This window comes from Anaerotruncus sp. 1XD42-93 (assembly GCF_009917605.1).
In the GTDB taxonomy this organism is placed as follows: domain Bacteria; phylum Bacillota; class Clostridia; order Oscillospirales; family Ruminococcaceae; genus Anaerotruncus.
In genome coordinates this window covers 106,569-126,989 of sequence record NZ_QZEG01000001.1, presented here as the reverse complement: position 1 = coordinate 126,989, position 20,421 = coordinate 106,569, and the positions used below count along the sequence as shown (strand labels likewise).

General features: G+C 56.3%; 21 protein-coding genes and 1 other annotated feature. Of the genes, 7 read left to right on the top strand and 14 right to left on the bottom strand.

Annotated elements, in window-relative coordinates; genetic code table 11:
* The first annotated feature begins 107 nt into the window (after positions 1-107).
* Both D5269_RS00615 and D5269_RS00610 read left to right on the top strand, forming a co-directional pair.
* On the top strand, positions 108-1,190 hold the full coding sequence (locus D5269_RS00615) for a mannonate dehydratase (RefSeq protein ID WP_243126524.1): 1,083 nt from the start codon (positions 108-110) through the stop codon (positions 1,188-1,190).
* Positions 1,191-1,239: 49 nt separating this feature from the next.
* Positions 1,240-2,010, top strand: coding sequence for an SDR family oxidoreductase (locus D5269_RS00610; RefSeq protein ID WP_120481587.1), 771 nt, complete (start codon positions 1,240-1,242; stop codon positions 2,008-2,010).
* 165 nt (positions 2,011-2,175) lie between these two features.
* Here the strand turns inward: D5269_RS00610 and D5269_RS00605 are convergent, their stop codons facing one another.
* A complete protein-coding gene (locus D5269_RS00605; RefSeq protein ID WP_016316472.1) occupies positions 2,176-3,450 on the bottom strand; it encodes an adenylosuccinate synthase in 1,275 nt (424 codons plus the stop codon).
* 208 nt (positions 3,451-3,658) lie between these two features.
* Here D5269_RS00605 and spoVAC point away from each other — a divergent pair, with 208 nt between their 5' ends.
* Genes spoVAC through spoVAE form a run of 3 tightly spaced genes read left to right on the top strand, consistent with a single transcriptional unit; the run spans position 3,659 to position 5,513 of the window.
* Positions 3,659-4,102, top strand: coding sequence for a stage V sporulation protein AC (gene spoVAC / locus D5269_RS00600; protein WP_120481585.1), 444 nt, complete (start codon positions 3,659-3,661; stop codon positions 4,100-4,102).
* A 12-nt stretch (positions 4,103-4,114) separates the two neighbouring features.
* Positions 4,115-5,143, top strand: coding sequence for a stage V sporulation protein AD (gene spoVAD, locus D5269_RS00595; RefSeq protein ID WP_016316474.1), 1,029 nt, complete (start codon positions 4,115-4,117; stop codon positions 5,141-5,143).
* A gap of 1 nt (position 5,144) precedes the next feature.
* Positions 5,145-5,513 (top strand): stage V sporulation protein AE, encoded by a 369-nt coding sequence (spoVAE, locus tag D5269_RS00590; protein WP_016316475.1) that lies wholly within the window; start codon positions 5,145-5,147, stop codon positions 5,511-5,513.
* 123 nt (positions 5,514-5,636) lie between these two features.
* Here spoVAE and D5269_RS00585 read toward each other — a convergent pair whose 3' ends face one another.
* The 3 genes from D5269_RS00585 to D5269_RS00575 form a co-directional block, all read right to left on the bottom strand.
* Positions 5,637-6,530 carry a MetQ/NlpA family ABC transporter substrate-binding protein gene (locus D5269_RS00585; RefSeq protein WP_120481583.1) on the bottom strand — a complete coding sequence of 298 codons (894 nt, stop codon included), beginning with the start codon at positions 6,528-6,530 and terminating at the stop codon, positions 5,637-5,639.
* Positions 6,531-6,598: 68 nt separating this feature from the next.
* Positions 6,599-7,267 (bottom strand): methionine ABC transporter permease, encoded by a 669-nt coding sequence (locus D5269_RS00580; protein WP_016316477.1) that lies wholly within the window; start codon positions 7,265-7,267, stop codon positions 6,599-6,601.
* Positions 7,260-8,009 carry an ATP-binding cassette domain-containing protein gene (locus D5269_RS00575; protein ID WP_016316478.1) on the bottom strand — a complete coding sequence of 250 codons (750 nt, stop codon included), beginning with the start codon at positions 8,007-8,009 and terminating at the stop codon, positions 7,260-7,262. The genes D5269_RS00580 and D5269_RS00575 overlap by 8 nt, the downstream gene beginning before the upstream one ends.
* Positions 8,010-8,070: 61 nt before the next feature.
* Positions 8,071-8,311, bottom strand: a binding site (T-box leader).
* A gap of 304 nt (positions 8,312-8,615) precedes the next feature.
* On the opposite strand from D5269_RS00575, the gene sdaAB reads away from it, so the two are divergent.
* Complete coding sequence (sdaAB, locus tag D5269_RS00570) at positions 8,616-9,272, top strand: L-serine ammonia-lyase, iron-sulfur-dependent subunit beta (protein WP_016316479.1); 657 nt, start codon at positions 8,616-8,618, stop codon at positions 9,270-9,272.
* Between the two features lie 15 nt (positions 9,273-9,287).
* Positions 9,288-10,166, top strand: a complete 879-nt coding sequence (sdaAA, locus tag D5269_RS00565) for an L-serine ammonia-lyase, iron-sulfur-dependent, subunit alpha (protein WP_016316480.1) — start codon at positions 9,288-9,290, stop codon at positions 10,164-10,166.
* A 321-nt stretch (positions 10,167-10,487) separates the two neighbouring features.
* On the opposite strand, the gene D5269_RS00560 is transcribed toward sdaAA, so the two are convergent.
* The 10 genes from D5269_RS00560 to D5269_RS00515 all read right to left on the bottom strand — a co-directional run bounded on the left by D5269_RS00560 (position 10,488) and on the right by D5269_RS00515 (position 20,322).
* A complete protein-coding gene (locus tag D5269_RS00560) occupies positions 10,488-11,000 on the bottom strand; it encodes a kinase (protein ID WP_120481581.1) in 513 nt (170 codons plus the stop codon).
* Positions 11,001-11,030: 30 nt separating this feature from the next.
* The gene (locus tag D5269_RS00555; protein ID WP_120481578.1) at positions 11,031-12,755 is read right to left on the bottom strand and encodes a WG repeat-containing protein; all 1,725 of its coding nucleotides are present in this window, start codon (positions 12,753-12,755) and stop codon (positions 11,031-11,033) included.
* Between the two features lie 129 nt (positions 12,756-12,884).
* Positions 12,885-13,571 carry a hypothetical protein gene (locus D5269_RS00550; protein ID WP_120481576.1) on the bottom strand — a complete coding sequence of 229 codons (687 nt, stop codon included), beginning with the start codon at positions 13,569-13,571 and terminating at the stop codon, positions 12,885-12,887.
* Between the two features lie 77 nt (positions 13,572-13,648).
* Positions 13,649-14,365, bottom strand: coding sequence for an NAD-dependent protein deacylase (locus D5269_RS00545; protein WP_120481574.1), 717 nt, complete (start codon positions 14,363-14,365; stop codon positions 13,649-13,651).
* Entirely contained in the window at positions 14,349-14,591 is a 243-nt protein-coding gene (locus tag D5269_RS00540) for a DUF896 domain-containing protein (protein WP_016316486.1), read from the bottom strand. The genes D5269_RS00545 and D5269_RS00540 overlap by 17 nt, the downstream gene beginning before the upstream one ends.
* 486 nt (positions 14,592-15,077) lie before the next feature.
* The gene (locus D5269_RS00535; RefSeq protein WP_016316487.1) at positions 15,078-16,028 is read right to left on the bottom strand and encodes a glycosyltransferase family 2 protein; all 951 of its coding nucleotides are present in this window, start codon (positions 16,026-16,028) and stop codon (positions 15,078-15,080) included.
* A gap of 20 nt (positions 16,029-16,048) precedes the next feature.
* The gene (locus D5269_RS00530; RefSeq protein WP_166545114.1) at positions 16,049-18,001 is read right to left on the bottom strand and encodes a hypothetical protein; all 1,953 of its coding nucleotides are present in this window, start codon (positions 17,999-18,001) and stop codon (positions 16,049-16,051) included.
* A 100-nt stretch (positions 18,002-18,101) separates the two neighbouring features.
* Entirely contained in the window at positions 18,102-18,560 is a 459-nt protein-coding gene (locus tag D5269_RS00525) for an S-ribosylhomocysteine lyase (RefSeq protein ID WP_161909900.1), read from the bottom strand.
* Positions 18,561-18,563: 3 nt separating this feature from the next.
* A complete protein-coding gene (locus D5269_RS00520) occupies positions 18,564-19,067 on the bottom strand; it encodes a DNA-deoxyinosine glycosylase (protein ID WP_166545113.1) in 504 nt (167 codons plus the stop codon).
* On the bottom strand, positions 19,060-20,322 hold the full coding sequence (locus tag D5269_RS00515) for a competence/damage-inducible protein A (protein WP_016316491.1): 1,263 nt from the start codon (positions 20,320-20,322) through the stop codon (positions 19,060-19,062). Before D5269_RS00515 ends, D5269_RS00520 begins: the two co-directional genes overlap by 8 nt.
* Positions 20,323-20,421 lie beyond the last annotated feature (99 nt).

Genomic DNA, 20,421 nt, shown 5'->3' with positions numbered 1-20,421 from the left:
ACAGCACTTTTTTGAAAAAAGCAAGAAGTATTTGTCCAGACTTTCGGATATAGTGGGAACAAACAAAACAGCGTCCCCCAATGGGGCAAAACAAAGGAGGTTTGTCTATGGGAATGAAGCTCGGTATTGGTTTATACCGCCATATGTTGAAACCCGAGTATTACCAGTTTGCCAGGCAGTGTGGCTGCACCCACCTGATCATCCATCTGGCAAACTACTACACCAGCGATACCAACGTTGTGACTGCTACGGATGACAAGATCAATTATGGATATTCCCAGGCAGGGGATCCCATATGGGAGCTGGACAGCCTGCTCAGGATCAAACAGCAGGCCGGGGAATATGGTCTGGAACTCTACGGGATCGAAAATTTCAATCCTGCGGATTGGTATGACGTCCTGCTGGATGGCCCGAAGCGGCAGGAGCAGATAGAAAGGCTCAAACAGGTTATCACCCGTGTGGGAAAAGCGGGCATCCCGGCATTTGGTTATAATTTCAGCCTGGCGGGCGTGTGGGGGCACCAGAAAAAACATGCTGCGCGGGGCGGCGCAGAAAGCACCTGTTTTGACGCCTCCCTGCTCGACCTGAACGCCCCCATTCCAAACGGGCAGGTGTGGAATATGACCTATGCTCCCGGTGATGGCGGTTTTATGCCTGCTGTGACTTCGGAGGAACTATGGGGGCGTCTGCAATCCTTTCTGGAACAGATGCTCCCGGTGGCGGAAGAGGCGGGCGTGGAACTGGCGCTGCATCCGGACGACCCGCCCATGCCGGAGCTGCGCGGCACCCCGCGTATGGTCTACCGGCCCGAGCTTTATCAGAAGCTGATCGACCTGGTGCCCAGCAGGTCGAACAAACTGGAGCTGTGCCTGGGCAGCTTGCAGGAGATGCAGGCTGAAAAGCCCATCTATGACTATCTGGATCAGTATCTGCGGCAGGGCAAGGTCAGCTATGTGCATTTCCGGAATGTGAGAGGCAAGGTGCCCTGTTACGACGAGGTCTTTGTGGATGAAGGGGATATCGACATGTTTCGGGTGCTTAGGCAGCTCAAGGACAGCGGATTCAGCGGTGTTTTGATCCCCGACCACACCCCGATGATGACCTGTGCGGCATCCTGGCATGCGGGTATGGCGTTCGCATTGGGGTATATGCGCGCCGCTTTCCAGATGATCGAGCGGGGAATGCTGTGAACCCCTGAAAAAATCTTTTAAACAGCAACAGACAAAGGAGTTGAAAACGATGGATGCTTTTTTTGAGCAGGCATTTGATCTTTCCGGGCAGGTTGCCCTTGTGACAGGCGGTGGAAGCGGGCTTGGCTACGCCACCGCCAAATGTCTGGCTGCGGCCGGTGCAAAGGTGGTCATCACCGGCCGCCGGGAGGAGGTTCTGGCAAAGGCGTGCCAGGAGCTGGGCGACCGTGTTTGTTATTATGTCCATGATGTCACCGATACCGACGCGGCGCCCACGTTCATCGCGCGGGTAGTGGATGAGCAGGGCGGCTGTGATATTCTGGTCAACAATGCGGGACGCCACTGCAAAAAGCCGGTGGAGGAGATCACGATGCAGGATTTCCGGGATGTGATGGATGTCCACCTGTATGGCTCGTTTGCTTTGTCGCAGGCGGTGATTCCCTACATGCGCGCCAAGAAGCGCGGCAGCATCCTCTTCATTTCGTCGATGTCCGCGCTGCTCGGGATGACCCGGGTCTGTGTTTACGGGTCTGCGAAATCCGCACTGATGGGCTTGACCCGCTGCATGGCCGGAGATGTTTCCGCTGACGGCATCCGGGTCAACGCGATTATCCCCGGATTTATTGATACCCCCATGTTCCATCAGGCGGTGGATTCCGACCTTCCCCGCCAGCAGAAGATTCTGGGGCACACCCCGATGGGAAGTTACGGCAGGCCGGAGGATATTGGCTGGGCCGCGGTCTACCTTTGTTCCAATGCGGCCAGCTTTGTCAACGGCACGTCCCTGACTGTGGACGGTGGCTGCGCGATTGGGTTCTGAGCGCGGCGGTCGTACTGGGGTCATCCCTGTTATTGATCCGGATGGGGGCGTCCGGTGCATTCCGTACTGCTGCGCATCCTGCGGGCAGTGCGGATTTTTCGCACCATAAATCAAAAAATCCATGCGTCCTGCCCGGACGCATGGATTCGCTTTTTCAGAAATGTTTTACCGTTCGAGGTTCTGGTCGCGGGAGGGGCCGACGCCGACCATCTTGATCGGACAGCCGCAGACCTCTTCCAGCTTCTCGATGTACCGTTTGCAGGATTCGGGCAGTTCCTCATACGACCGGCAGCCGCTCAGATCCCCCTCGAACCCTTCGACCTCCTCATAAACCGGCTGGCACTCGGCCAGCTCCTCGATCGTCGGCGGGAAATCGCGGATCACCGAGCCGTCCGGCTTCTGATAGGCCACGCAGATTTTCAGCTTCCCGAGGTTGCTCAACGTATCAATCTTGTTGATCGCGAGAGCAGTCAGGCCGTTGACACGCACCGAATGCCGCATAATAACCGAATCAAACCAGCCGCACCGGCGCGGACGCCCGGTCACTGTTCCGAATTCATGCCCGAGGTTGCGGATCGTGTCGCCCGTCTCGTCGAACAGCTCGGTTGGGAACGGGCCTGCGCCCACACGGGTGGTATAGGATTTTGCCGCACCGATCACCTCGTCGATCAGCGTCGGGCCGATGCCGCTGCCAATGCAGACGCCCCCCGAAACCGGATGGGAACTGGTTACAAACGGATAGGTCCCGTAGTCGATATCTAACAGGGTGCCCTGCGCCCCCTCAAACAGGACCTCTTTCCCGGCTTTCAATGCGTCATAGGCGAGCACCGAAACATCCGCGAGATACCGTTCCAGCCGCTTGCCGCAAGCGGTGTACCGCTCGATGATCTCCTCGAGGTCGAGCGCGGGCTCGTGGTAAAAATCGGTCAGCAGGCGGTTTTTGATCGTGCCGTAGGTGAGCACCTTCTCCCGGAACAGTTCCGGGTGCACCAAGTCGTACATCCGAAGGCCCGAGCGCTCCGCCTTGTCCATGTAGCAGGGGCCGATCCCCTTTTTGGTGGTGCCGATCTCGGATTTGCCGCGCATCTTTTCGCTCAGGCCGTCCAGCACCAGGTGCCACGGCATAATGACATGGGCGCGCGGGTCGATCCGGAGCATATCGCAGGAAATCCCGCGGGACTCCAACCCGTCGATCTCGCCGAGAATCCCTTCGGGATTGATGACGACCCCGCTTCCGAGCAGGCAGAGGGTATTGGGATAGAGGATGCCCGAGGGGATGAGCTGGAGCTTATAGACCTGACCATTGCTTTCAACCGTGTGGCCGGCATTGTTCCCACCTTGAGAACGCACAACCACCTCGGCGCGGGAGGCAAGGATATCAATGATCTTGCCTTTTCCCTCATCGCCCCACTGAACCCCGACAACTACTTTAGCAGGCATGTAAAAAACCTCCTGTCGATTTTGGTCAAAAAAATACAATCCGTAAAAAATGCTGGTTTGGATTCTGGGAACCGGGTCCCAAAACACCATCAACCAGTATATCAAAATTTTTGCCCACGCGCAACCGTGGTATATTTTTTATTTTGACGCAAAAACTAGAGCTGAAACTGTGAAGATTCACGAATGTTGAGAAAAAGGTGGGATCAAGATGAACCTCACACAAGAGGAATATAACGAGATGACAAAAAAGGCTTCGCCCCCCTCTCCGGCGGTGAAGAACATCACGATGGCGTTCCTGATCGGCGGGCTGATCTGCGCGGTCGGGCAGGTGCTGATCTTTGCCTATCAGAATGCGGGGATGGATTCCGAACTTGCCGCCGGCGCGGCAAGCATTACGCTGGTCTTTCTCTCGGTGCTGCTCACTGGATTGAACTCCTATGACAACATCGCCAAAGTGGCGGGCGCGGGCACGCTTGTGCCGATCACCGGTTTTGCAAACTCGGTCGCCGCGCCAGCGCTCGAGTTCAAAAGCGAAGGATTTATCCTTGGGCTTGGTGCGAAAATGTTCATTATCGCAGGGCCGGTCATCGTCTATGGGGTGAGCGCAAGCATCATCTACGGGCTGATCGTCTACCTGTTCGGGCTTTACTAAGGGGGATCGCAGATGGCACAGAGAAGAGGAAGGTATACGGTGGTGCTGGACAACCCGCCCAGTATCCGGGCCGCTGCCACAGTAGGCTGCAAAAAGGAGTCGGAGGGGCCGCTGGGCGGGATGTTCGACATCATCAACAAGGACAGTTATTTCGGGCAGGCAAGCTGGGAGAAGGCGGAAAGCCAGATGCAGTCGCTCGCTGTTTCCAAGGCGCTCGAAAAGGCCGGGCTGCAAAACACCGACATCGACTTCATCTTTGCGGGGGACCTGCTCAACCAGTGCATCGGCTCGACATACGGCCTGCGTGAGCTGGGAATCCCCTATGTCGGGCTGTTCGGCGCCTGCTCCACCATGGCGGAGAGCCTTTGTGTGGCCTCCACCTTTATCGAAGGGGGCGTGGCGCAAAAGGTGGTCGCCTGTACTTCGTCCCACTTCTGCACCGCGGAACGGCAGTTCCGTTTCCCGCTCGAATATGGTGGCCAGCGCACCCCCACTGCCCAATGGACCGCGACCGCATCCGGGGCGGCAGTGCTTCAAAATGGCGATGTCCCACCGTTTGTGCGGGCGATCACGGTAGGGACGATCGAGGACCTCGGCGTCACCGACGCCAACAACATGGGGGCCGCCATGGCGCCCGCCGCGGCCATGACCATCAAGCATTTCTTTGAGGACACCGGCAAAAAGCCGGAGGAATTTGACCTGATTATTACCGGTGACCTCGGGAAGGTGGGCAGTTCTCTGCTCGCTGACCTGCTCCGCCGGGATGGGATCGACCTGGGGGACCGGCAGTCCGACTGCGGGCTGCTGCTCTACGACCTCGAAAAGCAGGATGTCCACGCGGGCGGGAGCGGCTGCGGCTGTTCCGCCTCGGTGCTTTGCGGGCATCTGCTCCCACAGATGCGGGAGGGGAAGCTGCACAATATCCTGTTTATCGCGACCGGCGCCCTGATGAGCCCAACTGTGGTACAGCAGGGGGAGAGTATTGCGTCGATCGCCCATCTGGTCTGCCTGTCCACTCAAAAATCAGGAGGTGTGTTCTGACATGGAAACATTCTGGATGATGCTCAAGGCATTTCTGGTCGGCGGGGCTCTCTGCGCGATCGGGCAAATCTTCATCGACTATACCAAGCTGACCCCCGCGCGCATCCTCACCTGTTACGTGGTGCTCGGCGTGGTGCTGGGCGGGATCGGGCTTTACCCGCGTCTGGTTGAGTTTGCGGGCGCGGGCGCGAGCGTACCGCTGCTTGGCTTCGGCAACACACTGGCCAAGGGGGTGCGGGAGGCGATCCAGACCGACGGCCTGATCGGCGTGCTGACCGGCGGGTTCACCGCAGCGGCAGCAGGCATCGCTGCGGCACTCTTCTTCTCCCTGCTGGCCGCACTGATCTTCAAACCCAAAGAAAAGGGCTGATTTCTGCCGTATCAAGAACAAAGCGATTTGGGAAGCTCCCAAATCGCTTTGTAATTTACAATTTGTCTTGCCCTCAGAAGGGCTATTTTACCAGTTGTAGAACGCCCGGTTTTGTTTCCATTCTTAGAATACCGGGATAACGGTGCCGTTATATTTTTCGTCGATGAACTTGGCGTTTTCCTCGCTCTGGAGCGCGGCGAGCAGCTTCTGAATCGGTGCTTTGCCCTCATCGCCGGTGCGGACTGCGACAACGTTTGCGAACTCCTTCGCCGCTTCCGACTCCTTGTCCTCGGTGGTGAGGACGGTGTTCTCGATGCCGGCGCCAACCGCATAGTTGCCGTTGATGACCGCGAGATCGACATCCGGCAGGACACTCGGCAGCAGTGCGGCTTCCATCTCGTTGAACTTGAGGTCCTTCGGGTTGTCAACGATGTCGAGCGGGGTGGCTTCGAGTCCGACGCCTTCCTTCAGCGTAATCAGTTCGAGCTTCTGGAGCAGGAGCAGGGCGCGTGCCTCATTGGTGGTGTCGTTCGGGACCGCAACCGTTGCACCTTCCTCAAGGTCGTCCAGTGAAGCGGTCTTTCCCGGATAAAGCCCGAGCGGTTCAAAGTGTATCGCACCGGCAGAAGAAAGGTTGGTGCCGTTTTTGGCGTTAAAATCTTCGAGGTAGGGAAGATGCTGGAAATAGTTGGCGTCAATATCACCCGCATCAAGCGCCTGGTTTGGGATCACATAATCGGTAAACTCGACGATCTCGAGGGTGATGCCATCCTTTTCGAGCAGGGGTTTGATGTTTTCGAGGATCTCGGCGTGCGGGGCAGGGGATGCGCCGACCTTCAGGGTGACCGCCTCGGGTGCAGCGGGCGCTTCGGACGATGCCGCCTCCGAAGAGGATGCCGGAGCTTCCGAGGAGGCAGGTGCTGCGGAGGATGCGGGGGAAGTACCGCCGCAGGCCGCGAGCGAGAGCGAAAGGGTCAGGGCGAGTGCCGGGGCAAACAGTTTTGCGATATGTTTCATTTGGAATACCTCTTTTCTAAGTAAGATTTCATCTATGGAAAGCCGCCGGAACCGGCGGAGACCAGCGGTCAGCGGTTGCGCTTGTCCAGACGGGTCGAGAGACGGTCGAACACAATCTGGATGACGCAGACGATGATGACCAGCAGGATGATCGTGAGCAGCATGACCTTGGGCTCAAACCGGTGCTGCCCGTAGCGGATTGCCACATCCCCCAGGCCGCCGCCGCCGATCGCGCCCGCCATGGCGGAATAGCCGAGGATGGTGATGGTCGAGATCGAAAGCCCACGGATGAGGGAGGGGACCGACTCACGCACCATCACCTTGGAGATGATCTGCCAGTTGGTCGCGCCCATACATTTGGCGGCTTCGATCATCCCGGTGTCGATCTCGGCGAGCGAGGTTTCGACCAGCCGCGCCACAAACGGCGCAGCGCCGATCACGAGCGGCACACAGGCTGCCACCGGGCCGATCGCCTTGCCGACCAGCAGCCGGGTAAACGGGGAGATCGAGATCATCAGGATGATGAACGGCAGCGAACGCAGGATATTGACCACCCAGCCAAACACGGAATTGAACGCGTGGTTCTCCATGATCCCGCCCCGGTCGGTCACCCGGAGCAGCACCCCCATCGGCAGGCCAAGCAGGTAGGCGAACAGGGTGGAAGCGCCGACCATCCCGAGGGTGACCAGGGTATTTTCCCAGAGGAGCGGTGCAAATTTCTGAATCGTCTCAATCATCGTTCATCACCTCGTATCCAAGCAGCTGACGGGTCATGCGGCTTTTGGGGGCCGCGAAAATCTCCTGAGTGTCGCCCCACTCGACAAACTCGGAGGCGTCGATCACCGCGACCTTGTTGCAGATCGCCTTGACCACCGCGATTTCGTGGGTAATAATCACGATGGTGACATTCAGCTTCCGGTTGATGTCCCGGAGCAGTTCCAGCACGCTTTTTGTGGTGAGCGAGTCGAGAGCCGAGGTCGGCTCGTCACAGAGCAGCACCTCCGGGCTGGTCGAGAGCGCGCGTGCGATCGCGACCCTCTGCTTCTGCCCGCCCGAGAGCTGGGAGGGGTAGCTGTCCGCCTTAGCCGAAAGCCCGACCAGCTCGAGCAGTTCGCTGGTCCTGCGGGCGGTCTCGGCGGGGTCCCCGCCTGCCAGGGAGAGCGGGAAGGCGACGTTCTGCCGCACAGTGCGCTGCATCAGAAGGTTGTATCCCTGGAACACCACCCCCATACGCCGGCGCATCCGGATCAGGTCGCTGCCCGAGAGGGTATGCAGGTTGACGCCATCGAGAGTCACCGTCCCGGAAGTCGGGGCTTCGAGGGTTGAGAGGCACCGCAGCAGCGTCGATTTCCCGGCGCCGCTCATCCCGATGATGCCGAATACATCCCCGCGTCCGATGGAAAGGTTGACATCGTGCAGCGCGGTCACTTCGCCCGACTTGTCATTGAATTTTTTGGTCAGATGGCTGATTTCGATCACGTCATAACCTCCTGTTGCATTTGGGTAGGATGCAAAAAACCCCCGTCCGGATGCACACCGCATCAAGGACGAGAGCATAACAGCTTCGTGGTACCACCTTGCTTCACCCTGTAAAAAGGGCCTCAACCGGCATCTGGCGCTCAAATGCCTGTCACTGTAACGGGTGAACCCGTCGCGAACTAAAAGATTTCGCCCGCGCGGCTCCGAGACCATCTTCAGCCGGTTCCCCTTCGCCTTTTTCCACCACGCAAAGGCTCTCTGTGGAAAGTTCCGCAGCCTACTCTTCTCTTCATTGCCTTTCTGTTGTTACATTATAACACAGTTTGAAAATCCGTCAAGTGCAATTTTTCCCGCCCCTGCCGATTCCGACAAAATAACGGGAAACCGCCGGGATGCCCAGTAAAATTCTGTGCGGATTGTTGTAAACCCTTCCGCAATATGCTATAACTTTGAGAGGATGCTCCCAAACGCCCCAGCTTCCAAAGCTTCGTCCGCCTTTGCTCTGGTCCGGGAGCCGCGGCAGCCAAAGGAGGCGGGGCCGGGGGGCAGCTCCCTCCACCGCGCGTGCGCGCGGCGGAACAACTTGTGGAAAGAGGAGATTAGCCAATGAATGTATTTGACATCATCGGCCCGGTGATGATCGGGCCGTCTTCGTCGCATACGGCAGGGGCGGCGCGGATCGGGCGGATTGCATACATGCTGCTCGGGCAGCCTGCCAAACGGGCGGAAATCCTGCTGCATGGCTCGTTCGCCAAAACCTATAAGGGCCATGGTACCGACAAGGCACTGATTGCGGGGATTATGGGGATGAAGCCGGACGATGCACGTCTGCGCAGCAGCTTCGAGCTGGCGGAGCAGGCCGGCCTTTCGTTCGAGATCACAACAGGTCATCTGGAGGACGCGCACCCCAACACCGCACAGATCACCCTTTACGGCGAGGACAGCCAGGTAAGCGTGCAGGGGGCATCGGTGGGCGGCGGGAATATCCTGATCAACCGGATCAACGGGATGGCGGTGGAGATCAGCGGGCAGTTCACAACGCTGATTGTCCTGCATCGGGATGCGCCGGGTACGATCGCACATGTGACCGAGCTGCTCGGCAGCAACGGCATCAATATCGCGAATTTCCGTCTGGCGCGGGAACAGAAGGGCGGAACCGCGGTTATGACGATCGAAATTGACGGGGACGCGGGCAAAGAACTGAACCGGCAGGTCGCCGCACTGGAAAATGTACTTGGCTCGACCATGCTCAAACCGATCTGACGAGGGGGAACAACGATGCTGAATTATAACACGATAGCGGGCCTGGTGGAGCAGGCCGAACAGGCGGGAAAACCAATTTCCGAGCTGGTATTGGCACAGCAGGCCGAACAGACCGAACGTACGGAGGGTGATCTCTATGAGGAGATGCGCCGGACCTTTCGGGTGATGGAGGAGTCGGTCGCATCCGGGATCGACCCGGATCTGCGCTCGACCAGCGGGCTGACCGGCGGCGCCGCTTACCGGATGCAGCAGGCGGTGCGGGAGGGCCGCACCATTTGTGGAGAGGTGTTCGGTGGGGCACTGACCCGCGCGCTCGCAGTCAGCGAGCTGAACGCCTCAATGGGACGGATCGTCGCATCCCCCACCGCGGGCTCCTGCGGCATCCTGCCGGCTGCGGTGCTGACCATCCGGGACGCGCGCGGGCTGGACGAACGGACATGCGTGATGTCGCTGTTCACCGCTTCGGCGGTCGGTATGGTGATCGCCAACAACGCCTGCCTCGCGGGGGCGCAGGGGGGATGCCAGGCCGAGTGCGGTTCCGCGTCTGCGATGGCCGCTGCCGCTCTGGTGGAGCTGGCAGGCGGCGCCCCCGATATGGTGGCGAATGCGGTCGCAATCGCAATCAAAAATATCCTCGGGCTGGTCTGCGACCCGGTAGCCGGTCTGGTCGAAATCCCCTGTATCAAGCGGAACGCGTCGGGCGTGGCGAACGCGCTCTGTGCGGCCGAGCTTGCACTCGCCGGGATCACGAGCGCCATCCCGGCGGACGAGGTGATCCTCACGATGAAACGGGTGGGCGATACGATGCCTGCCGCCCTGCGCGAAACCGCCGAAGGGGGGCTGGCGATGACCCCGACCGGACGCCGCCTGTTCAAGCAGGTATTCGGGACCTGACTGCGCAGTGCCATTCACGGCTGCCGCGAACTAAGAACCCGTATTCACAACCATTCGACACCGTCTGAGCGGGTCTTTTGCCGGCCTGCCGCGTTGAAAAATCTTGCAATACACAAAGTATTGTCTGCGTTTTTTCGCCTTGCAGGGCAGCAAAATCCCTCGCCCATCCGGCATCCTCTGATTATGAATACAGGTTCTAAGCAGAAACGCCCCCTCCCCGTTACGCTGGAAATCCACTCTGCGTAAAAGGGAGGGGGCGTTTTGTATTTCTTTCAGAATCCATTCCGGGATGTTTGCAGCGGTGCGGCGGCAGCGAAATCGTTAGGTACCGTCGTTGTCCGCCGATGTAACCTCCTGGAAAATCCGCTCCACGGCCTGGTCAGGGGTCAGCGTCTGGTCCAGACGGGTTTCCGGGATAAAACCGATCCAGTCCTGTTCGTTCCACCAAAGCCGCATCTCCTGCGCCCCAAACGCCTCCTTCTGGGGCCTTGTCTGATGCCGCCTGACCGTTTCCTCAAACGGCAGATCGTAGTAATAGGCAAAAATCCGGCTTCCGAATGCCTGCACCGCAGCGGTGAACAGCGGACGGTACCAGTCGGCCCGCAGGATTCCTTCCAGCAGCACAGTCTCGCAATGCTGTTTTCCATAAACAAGCAGTTCCCGCAGCAGCGGCAGTGCCTGGGTATCCGGACCGTCCTCGGCCCAGAGCATCTCCCGACGGACTGTATCCTGTGAGAGCAGCAGGGTGTTGCGGCCAAATTTCCGCTGCAACGCTCTGGCGACCGTCGTTTTTCCGCTTCCCGAATTCCCCCGGAGCAGAATCAGCTTGGACATCCCGATCATCTCCCTTTCTGTCTGGCGGGTTCATTCCGGGAAGATCACCCGCGCAAGGCAAACCTTCTGTTCCTCCGGGTCCGCCGGATTGGGATAAGCGAACATCCCGACCATCGTTTCCGGGTGGTAGCAGATCAGGTCGGTGAACACCGTCTCGAGCACCAGATGTCCGTCCCGGTCGATCAGGCAGATTTCCCCGTCCAGGCTGACGAACGCCACATCCCGGCCCGCGATGAATTCGTCCGCCCGGTCAAACCGGGTGTCGATCACGAATTTGCCGGTCTTGTCGAGGTAGCCCCACTGTTCGCGCGGGTTGCAGACGAGCAGATATGGCTCCTCCTCTGCGGCGGCGCCGTTCAGCGGCGAAAGGACAAGGTCGTGGTTGTCGGTCAGCACGACCTTTCCATCGTGGACGATCCCATAGGAGAACGGCCGGTTCCCCTGTACCAGATAATAGCCGGTTGCGAGCCGGTCGCTTTGATAGATCATATTGTCGTAATGCGGTGGGATGATCTCGTTTCCCGCGCGGTCGAGCAGGCCGAACTTGTTGTTGCGCTCGAATACCGCGTAATCCCCCTTGCCGTATGCGCCCACAAAATCATATGCCAGCTCGATGCCCAGTTCGCTGTTGTCCAGATCGGTAATCATCCCCCAACGCCCCTGCTTACAGACGCTCGCGCAGTCCTCGTAGACGATCAGGTCCTCCCACTCGGGTTTGACCACAACTTCACCGTCATAGCGGATCACCCCCATCTTTCCGTTGAGGGTGAAGTCGGCGTAGTCCCCCTGGAAATAGCCGATGTCATCATAAAGCGGCTCGACAATCTCGTTTCCCTCGCTGTCGCAGATGCCCCAGGCGCCGGTGGTATAGATGCCGAGCAGCGCTCTTTCGCCCTCGCGGCTTTCGCGCAGCAGGGTGAGTTTTTCACAGGAACAGTTGTTGACCGGTGTGTAATCATCCATCCGGTAGAGGCGGAGCATCCCCTCCTGCTGGAGCGCGAGGATGTTGTCGCCCGGAATCAGATAGCAGGAATCCGAACGCTCCATCTCAAAAACGGTGTTTCCCTCCCGATCGAGCAGCAGCGTCAGGTCGGGATCGACCGTCGCTTCAAACAGGCCGTGTCCGCGGGGCCGGACCGCCTGATATGCACAGGGGATCACCATGCTGCCGTCCCGGACGTCAATGATCCCCGCTTTCCCATTCCGGAAAATTTCAGCCATCCCATCCTTTGAGAGCCAGCGCGGGTCGTTGTAGTCCAGATCAAAGCCGGTCAGTAGCGCGCCGTTGGCGTTGGCAACCGCCGACTTTCCGCCCTGTTGCAGGAGGAAAAAGTCCCCGGTCCAGAATCCGCGCGGCCCACCGCGGGAATCCGGGTCCCAATGGCCCGGTTCATACTGTACCGGGGTGAGCAGCTCCAGCCCATAGCCCGCCTCCGACCACACATACTGTGCGGGCAGCTTGAGCGCATCGGAAGCGGCGGGCGGCATCCCGTCCGGGACCGGCAATTCCACTGCGGGTTCCCCTTTTACGGAGGAACCTGCAGAAGCGGGAGGCTGCGCATCCGGCAGGGACGATGGTTCCTCAGGCTGTTCCTCCGGGGCCCCGGAAGCATCCGATGAGCTGTCGGGGGCTTCAGGTTCCTCTGGAACGGAACTTGTGGAAACCGGGGTTGATGGGTCAGGGACGGGTTTCAGCAGGGTGGGGGTACATCCAGAAAGCAGGAGCAGCGTCGCCAGAATCCACGCAGTTTTCATACAAGGTCAACTCCTCTCGAAAGCAGGGCTTGTTGTTTACAGGACAAAAAATTCCAGTTGAAAAGCAGGGGAAAACAATCCGGCGCTTGTATACGCTGCGGGTTGAGGTCGGGAAGCCTCGAACAGTGCTCAGGGCATCTGTAGATAGCCGACAAGCCGGTCAGGTGTTTCCGAAAGCGGGGCATCCTCAAGCGCCAGCTCACAGACAGCGCACCACTCGGCGGACGGACTGTCCGCAAGGGGCTCGATCGCAGCAGACCCGCTCGGGCCGAGTGTTATCAAAAACGGCTGAACCGCCGGCTGCGGGGCAGGAAAAAAAGATACGTTTGTCGGAGCCTGTATAAAAAGCCGGTCCCGGGAAAGGCCCTGTGCCTCTAACCTGGAAAAAAGCGGTTCCTGTGCATCCCAAATATGTCGTATCAGCCCAAGCCCCTCGTCAAGCGGGTGGCTGAACAGAAACTCCTGCGGATCAACCCGTGTGGTGAGACGGGTCATCTTCGCTGGTTTGCCCGCGTCCGGGAGGCTGGCGATCCAGACCCGGTCCCGTTGGAGCAGGACCAGGCTCAACGCATCCGGGTTGCCCCCGTAAAGGCTGAATCCGACCAGCATGGTTCCGTCTCCCAACCTGCGTTTTATTCCGGCGCGGCTCTCCTCCGAAACGAGCTGTTCGGGCGTCGTGGCAGGCAGCGTGTACCGCCCGCGGACAGGACCCGCTGAAAGATGGTAGACGATCAGAAAGACCGGCAGCATTACCGCCATCCGCGCGAGGAAGCCTGCGCCGGTTTCTTCTTTGAGCAGCATCTGAAAGCGTGTCATCCTGTGTTTCTCCCTCCTGCCAAATCATTCTCTTATCTCCAATAACCTGGTTGACCGGAAAAAAGGGACACATTCATTCAGATGGCCAGAGCGGAGAAGGTTTCGCCGATGCTCCCCTGAACCAGCAGGTCTGCCTTTGCATCGAGCGGGGTGGATGAGCGGTTGACAACCGCGATCTTTCCCCGGCAGTAGTTGACCAACCCGGCCGCCGGATAGACCGCCAGAGAGGTTCCGCCGATGATGAGCAGGTCACAGCTGGAGATCGCTTCAACCGACTGCTCGAGCGTCCGCCCATTCAGGCTCTCTTCATAAAGGACCACATCCGGCTTGATGATCCCGCCGCAGGTACAGCGGGGAATCCCTTCGGATGAGAGCATGTACGCCGCGTCGTATGCCCTGCCGCAGTCCATGCAGTAGTTCCGGTGCACCGATCCGTGTAACTCGTGGACGGTTTTGCTGCCCGCCGCCTGATGCAGGCCGTCGATGTTCTGTGTCACCACTGCGGTGAGCTTTCCGGCCCGCTCAAGCGCGGCGAGGGTATGGTGCGCGGCGTTTGGCTTCGCGTCGAGACAGAGCATCTTCGCCCGGTAAAATTCAAAAAATGCTTCGGTATGCCGTACAAAGAAAGTATGGCTCAGGATGGTTTCAGGCGGGTACTTCCACTGCTGGCTGTAAAGCCCGTCCACACTCCGGAAATCCGGGATGCCGCTTTCAGTCGATACCCCCGCGCCGCCGAAAAAAACAATCCGCCTGCTTTCGGATACCAGCGCCTGCAGTTCATTCTGCTGCCCCATCCGAATTCCCCCTCCGCTGTTCACATTTTTTCTGCTCCAGTTTCTTGCGGTTGCCCTGCCCGTCCACTACCCAGGTGTGGTCCAGTGTCGCCTTCAGGCTACCGCACATTTCATCTGCGTACTGGCGGCGCAGCATTGTGCGCTCCTCCTGTTCCGCTTCGGTCAGTGCCCGTTCCCGCGAGATGCGGGTCAGCTCGCTGATCCGTTCCAGCTTGCTTTTTTCCATCTTCTGCACTTCCTTTCGTGATTATGATTATATCAAATCTGAAATCGGAAGTAAACTTTGTGAAAAAAATCGCAAATTTTCTCTTGATTTTGTGGGGTGGACGTGATACAATAACCGCAGAAGAAAAACAGAGCATCGTTTCTCTTCTAAAAAGGCAGAAAATGCCCGTTTACAACAAATCTGCTTACTTCTCTCTTCCACACATACAGAAAGAACCGGATCGCTTGTCGATCCGGTTCTTTCCATTGTCTGGGAGGGAGTCTCACATATAAAATATTTCACAGGGCAGAGGATTCCCTTGTGTGCGTACTGCAATAAGAACCTGTATTCATAATCAGGGGATGCCGGATAAGCAAGGGATTTTGCTGCCCTGCAAGGCGAAAAAATGCAGCGGCCCAGAAAAAGGCCCGCTCTCAGGCGGTGTCGAATGACTGTGAATACGGGTTCTAAGGAGAGAATCCTCTTGATCCTGCCATTTGCTGATGCTTATCCTTCCTCATGCAAAAATTGTTCGATGATATAGCGGGGCCTGGATTTGCTTTCCAGATAGATTTTCCCGATATACTCTCCGATCACGCCGATCGCCAGCAGTTGCAGGCCGCCGATCGCCCATACAGATACTGCAATACTGGCCCAGCCGGTTACGGTATTTCCTGTAAAATACCGTAGCAGAAAATACAGCAGCATGAAAATACTGAAGAGAAAAATGCCAACCCCCAACTGGGAAATGAAGCGGATGGGACGTGTGCTCAGCGCAGTGATTCCTTCCACTGCAAATGCCAGCATTTTTTTGAGAGGGTATTTGCTCTCCCCTGCAAACCGCTCATGCCGCTCATATGTCACAATCCCAGACCGGTAACCAACCAATGGTACCAGCCCTCGTAAGAACAGATTGACTTCTTTGAATTGGGATAGCCCCTGTAATGCCCGCTGGCTCATCAGACGATAGTCAGCATGGTTAAAAACAATATCTGCCCCTAACCATCTCATAAGATGATAGAAGCTTTCCGCAGTAAAACGTTTAAAAAAAGTATCTGTCTGCCGCTTGCTTCGGACGCCATAAACAATGTCGCAGCCATTGAAATATTGATCCAGCATCTGATCTATTGCATCAATATCATCCTGTAAATCAGCGTCCATGGATATGGTCACGTCTGCTATGTCCTTGACAGTCATCAGACCTGCCAGTAAAGCATTTTGATGGCCGCGGTTACGGCTCAAATCAATCCCGCTGAAAAGGCGGTCTTCTTTATGGAGTTCCTGGATCATTTCCCATGTTTTATCCGTTGACCCGTCATTGACAAAAACGACTCTGCTTGCCGGACTGATTCGGTTCTGCTCGATCATCTGCTGCATCTTTCTTTTTAATCTTGCCGATGTTTCCGGCAGGACTTCCTGTTCTTTATAACATGGTATCACCAAAAATAACTTTATCATCTTCAAATTTCCCTCTGCTTTCACTGATCGTTCAAATCAAAAACCATCATCTCTTCCGGGCCGTTGTTGTAAATTTCGTAACTGATGTTTTCCATGGGTTCTTTCAGTTTAAACGATATTCTATTGAATCCTTTATGGATTTTAGACTCCGCCAGAACCTGGTCGCCCTTCCGAATTTTTACACCCGCCTGATCTGCATTTTGGGTATCGCAGAAAAACATCAGGTAGTGGGTCCCCTTATTCTGTTTTATATCGTCCCTGTAAATTTCCCCGCCCTGGCGGATAACTGCTGCCTGCGGTTCCAGTTTTTCAGCTTGTCCGCGTGTGGCCATGCCGTTCATAATGCCTGCGATCCGGCTGTAGATCGGCTGATTGTCCTGAAATACATATACGGTATAACCGCTGTCCTGATAGGCCAGTTCCCCTTCTTTGGACAGCTCTGTGCTTTGGAATGCCTCCAGTTCGCTCTGGGCAAGCAGGATAAAAACCTTTCCTTCATGGTAGCCCGGTTCATGGTATTTTGCAAAAGTCAGCCATTGGTGATAGCCTATGGAATCCTTGTTGATCGTGCTGACCCCGGCCACTTCCACTTCGCCGTTGCTTAGTTCTGTCAATACATTCCCGTTCCAAAAGGTCGCATATCCAAAAGTCAGGTCATTATCCAGAAGGTACGCAAGCACATCTTCCCGGTTATTTCTGTTGTCCCGGCAGTCAAAAGCGTACTCTTTCCAGACCAGTAACCCGATGATCAATGCGGCCGCGATGCAGCCCCCTCCTATGAATATCCGGTCCAGCTTCTTTTCTTCCTCCTGCAAATAGATCGCTGCCGCCGGTACAGCTGCGGCTAGAACAGGGATATAGTACCGGCTTGTATAGCTATCCAGAAGGACGAAGGTTGCGCTGCTGATCAGAAATGAACTGATGAAAAACACAGCTGTAAATTTTTTTTCGTAGGACAAGTTTTTGGTATTTAATATTTTTATAAACATTAAAATAAATAGCAGAAGCAGCAGCAAAACAACTATATTCCGGATTCCCTGTAGAGAAAACAGCTTTACACCTTGGCTGTACCCCAGTAGCTCCAATAGGCCTTCCATAATCCTGCTAAGTTGTGTCAATAAGGGAACATCGGAAAAACTCTTAAATTTATTATTTGAATAGGAATGAAACCGGAAGACATTGTGCAGCAAGCGTTCAGAAATGAAATATCCCAGCATGGTTGCCGCCACTCCGGCTAGGCTTATCAAAAAATAAAGCGTCGGCTTCCATTTCAGAGCCTTTTTGAAATTCTCCGCAGTGGGTTTTTCGCGGATTTCCTGATAATTTCGGTTAAAAAGAACCAGAAGAGCGGATGCCATCAGTATGGGAAGTTGGATATTTAGCATATATCGGATTCCCGACATCCCTAATATGACAGATAAAAGAAGGTATCCCGCGAGAATACCCCCTTTTTTAATCCGGTTCGCTTCATGCCCTGCTTTTTCCACCATAAGGAACAGGGTGAGATAGAAGAATGTAATTGTAACATGCGGGATATAGTATGCCCCTTCATACATAATGTTCAGCCATATCCTGCTAAAAGGGCACAGCAGCATTGCAGCGGTCAGTAAACTGAATTTTAGATCTACTTTCAGATATTTCAACAGCACAAGATACGAGCAGAGCATAAAGCAAAACAACAGCGCGTTCCCGACCGTTCTAACCGTTGTCCAGTCGCTGAAAATTTTAAACAAAGGCGCTCTGACCAGAAGCGTGTTCAAAATCCGCAGTTCGGTCGAATAATACCATCCAGAATGAAACATCTGATTTCGTTCTGAGAGGGATTGTTCCAGTATTAACTCGGAGGCCATATCGGAATCTAGGCGGCTTCTGCATACAAAAAAATTGTTCCATGACAGCAGTATTAAAAATGCTATTAGTATGAAACCTGCAACAGCTATTAGCACTTTTTCTTTTTTCAGATTTTTTAACAACTTTTGCAACTCCAGTCCTATTTGCTTATGACATGCGGTGTCACCGACCGAAGGTATATACCTTCGGTTCTTTTATTAAAATAAAAGAAATTCTCTGATCTCATTCATAAGAAGTCATTTCGGGGGTCCAATTTTGGATGACTTCGCCAAATGCTGCACCCATCTTCCGCGCACCCGGCAGGTCATGGTCGAGATAGTTGCCGCATTCGACCTCCGAATTCCCGGGGATTTCACCCTCGTAGCCTGCGATGAAGGCACAGACATCCTTGAGCAGCCCGATCACCTCGGCATGGGACATGGTGTCCCTTACGAGGAAATAGAACCCGGTGCGGCAGCCCATCGGCCCGACATAGACCACGCTGTCGGTATACTTGCTGTTGCGGGCATAGGTCGCAAACAGATGCTCAAACGTATGCTGGGCTGCATTCTCGAGATAGGAGCCGGCGTTTGGGGTACACATCCGCAGATCGTATGTAACGACGTCCCCGTCTACGCGGGAAACGTAGATTCCTTTTTTGAGTTTGGTGTGGTCGACACAGAAACTTGCAATTTTTTTCATGATTCAGTCCTCCAAAAAGTTTAAAATCATTTGATAGCTGGCGCAGAGGGATTCAAGCGAACAGGCGCAGTTTGCGGGGCTGGTCGAAGGCAGCGCCACCGCGGGAATCCCAGTCGCCGGCTGTGTATACTTTCGATAAAGGGCAGCGGCCTTTGTGCCGGTGGTGCAGATCGCCCGGATGCGGGCGGTTTGCAGGATGGGGGAGAGGTCGTTGGGCGTGGCATTTTTGATTGATGCATCCGACGCACCTTCGATCTCGCAGGCCGCGAGCACATCCCAAAGCGCAATCCGCCGGTCGAGCAGGAACCCCCGCTTCTGTTCGTTGGTCTGAGGGATCGGGCTTTGAAAAAGCGCGGCAAGCACCTTCCAGAACCGGTTCTGCGGGTGCCCGTAGAAAAAACCGTACTCCCGCGATTTGGGCGAGGGGATTGTCCCGAGGATCAGCACACGGGAACGGGCGTCATAGACCGGCGGAATTTCATGCACCACCCTGCACAGGTCAGCCATGCGCTTTTATGGCCTTGAGCAGGGCGGAAAGCGCGTGCGAGGAGGCGAGGTAGCGGATAAACTCCCGCGCCCCATCCACATATCCACGGGAGAGCCGCAGTTCCAGCACATCGTTATACCACTCGCTGCTCACCCCGACATAGACCAAGCCAACCGGTTTCTCTTCGGTCCCACCGTCCGGGCCTGCGATGCCGGTCGTTGAGATGCCGATATCCGCGCCGGATACCCGGCGCACCCCGTCCGCCATCTGTTTTGCGGTTTCCGGGGAGACCGCCCCAACTGTTTCGAGCGTCTCGCGCGAAACGCCGAGCAGCTCCGTTTTGATTTCGTTGGAGTAGCTGACCACCCCGCAGTCGAATACCGCCGAGCTGCCTGCTACATCGGTCAGCCGTTTGGCCACATAGCCGCCGGTGCAGCTCTCCGCAACCGCGGCTTTCAGCCCTTTTTCCGTCAGCAGATGGACGGCAGCCGTTTGCAGGTTGTCCACATCCACCCCGTATACGTACTTGGAAAACCGCTCCTGAAGCTGCGCGATCACCGGTTCCATCCGCTGTTCCGCTTCCGCTTCGCTGTCGCCCGAGGCAGTCACCCGGAGCATGACCTCCCCTTCTTTGGCATAGGGGGCGATCGTCGGGTTGGTCATCTCCTCCATCTCCTTGCGCAGCTCGGATTCAAGCTGGCTTTCGCCGATCCCGAAGAAATAGAGGCAGTGGGAGCGCAGGACATGCCCTGACCGCTTGACCAGATAGGGCATCACCTGGTTCTGGAACATCGGGGCCATCTCGCGCGGCGGTCCGGGCATCATAATCGCAATTTTCCCATCTTCCCCTTCGATGATCGCACCGGGGGCGGTGCCGTTGCGGTTTTCCAGAACGATGCACCCTTCGGGCATCATCGCCTGTTTGAGGTTGTTTTCGGTCATCGGGCGGCGGAACTTCTCAAAAAAGCGGAGGAGCGCCTGCCGGGACGGTTCGTGCATCTCGAGCTTTTTCCCAAAATATCCCGCAATCGTCTCTTTGGTCAGGTCATCATAGGTGGGGCCGAGCCCGCCGGTCGTAATCACAATGCTGTTGCGGGAGAACGCCAGCTCGAGCGCCTCTTTCAAACGCTCGGGGTTGTCCCCGACCACCGTATGATGATAAAGGTTGATCCCCGCGTCGGCAAGGCCGCGCGAGATCACCTGCGAATTGGTGTTGACAATATTGCCGAGCAGAATCTCGGTGCCGATACAGAGAATCTCCGCAGAATCATTCATAAACCATTCCCCCAATCAGGCTGTTTGATTTCAGGATACTACGCTATAGTATACCACAGATTGAAAAAAATTGCGAAAAGAAAGTGGGATTTTTTCAAG

Bases quoted from the DNA above. Each gene is read 5' to 3' on its own strand.
- D5269_RS00515 (WP_016316491.1), bottom strand. From the start codon at position 20,322: ATGAATGATTCTGCGGAGATTCTCTGTATCGGCACCGAGATTCTGCTC.
- D5269_RS00580 (WP_016316477.1), bottom strand. From the start codon at position 7,267: ATGATTGAGACGATTCAGAAATTTGCACCGCTCCTCTGGGAAAATACC.
- D5269_RS00585 (WP_120481583.1), bottom strand. From the start codon at position 6,530: ATGAAACATATCGCAAAACTGTTTGCCCCGGCACTCGCCCTGACCCTT.
- D5269_RS00540 (WP_016316486.1), bottom strand. From the start codon at position 14,591: ATGGAAAAAAGCAAGCTGGAACGGATCAGCGAGCTGACCCGCATCTCG.
- spoVAD (WP_016316474.1), top strand. From the start codon at position 4,115: ATGGCACAGAGAAGAGGAAGGTATACGGTGGTGCTGGACAACCCGCCC.
- D5269_RS00550 (WP_120481576.1), bottom strand. From the start codon at position 13,571: ATGACACGCTTTCAGATGCTGCTCAAAGAAGAAACCGGCGCAGGCTTC.
- sdaAA (WP_016316480.1), top strand. From the start codon at position 9,288: ATGCTGAATTATAACACGATAGCGGGCCTGGTGGAGCAGGCCGAACAG.
- sdaAB (WP_016316479.1), top strand. From the start codon at position 8,616: ATGAATGTATTTGACATCATCGGCCCGGTGATGATCGGGCCGTCTTCG.
- D5269_RS00525 (WP_161909900.1), bottom strand. From the start codon at position 18,560: ATGAAAAAAATTGCAAGTTTCTGTGTCGACCACACCAAACTCAAAAAA.
- D5269_RS00545 (WP_120481574.1), bottom strand. From the start codon at position 14,365: ATGGGGCAGCAGAATGAACTGCAGGCGCTGGTATCCGAAAGCAGGCGG.
- D5269_RS00610 (WP_120481587.1), top strand. From the start codon at position 1,240: ATGGATGCTTTTTTTGAGCAGGCATTTGATCTTTCCGGGCAGGTTGCC.
- D5269_RS00555 (WP_120481578.1), bottom strand. From the start codon at position 12,755: ATGAAAACTGCGTGGATTCTGGCGACGCTGCTCCTGCTTTCTGGATGT.
- spoVAE (WP_016316475.1), top strand. From the start codon at position 5,145: ATGGAAACATTCTGGATGATGCTCAAGGCATTTCTGGTCGGCGGGGCT.
- D5269_RS00615 (WP_243126524.1), top strand. From the start codon at position 108: ATGGGAATGAAGCTCGGTATTGGTTTATACCGCCATATGTTGAAACCC.
- D5269_RS00520 (WP_166545113.1), bottom strand. From the start codon at position 19,067: ATGGCTGACCTGTGCAGGGTGGTGCATGAAATTCCGCCGGTCTATGAC.
- spoVAC (WP_120481585.1), top strand. From the start codon at position 3,659: ATGAACCTCACACAAGAGGAATATAACGAGATGACAAAAAAGGCTTCG.
- D5269_RS00605 (WP_016316472.1), bottom strand. From the start codon at position 3,450: ATGCCTGCTAAAGTAGTTGTCGGGGTTCAGTGGGGCGATGAGGGAAAA.
- D5269_RS00560 (WP_120481581.1), bottom strand. From the start codon at position 11,000: ATGTCCAAGCTGATTCTGCTCCGGGGGAATTCGGGAAGCGGAAAAACG.
- D5269_RS00535 (WP_016316487.1), bottom strand. From the start codon at position 16,028: ATGATAAAGTTATTTTTGGTGATACCATGTTATAAAGAACAGGAAGTC.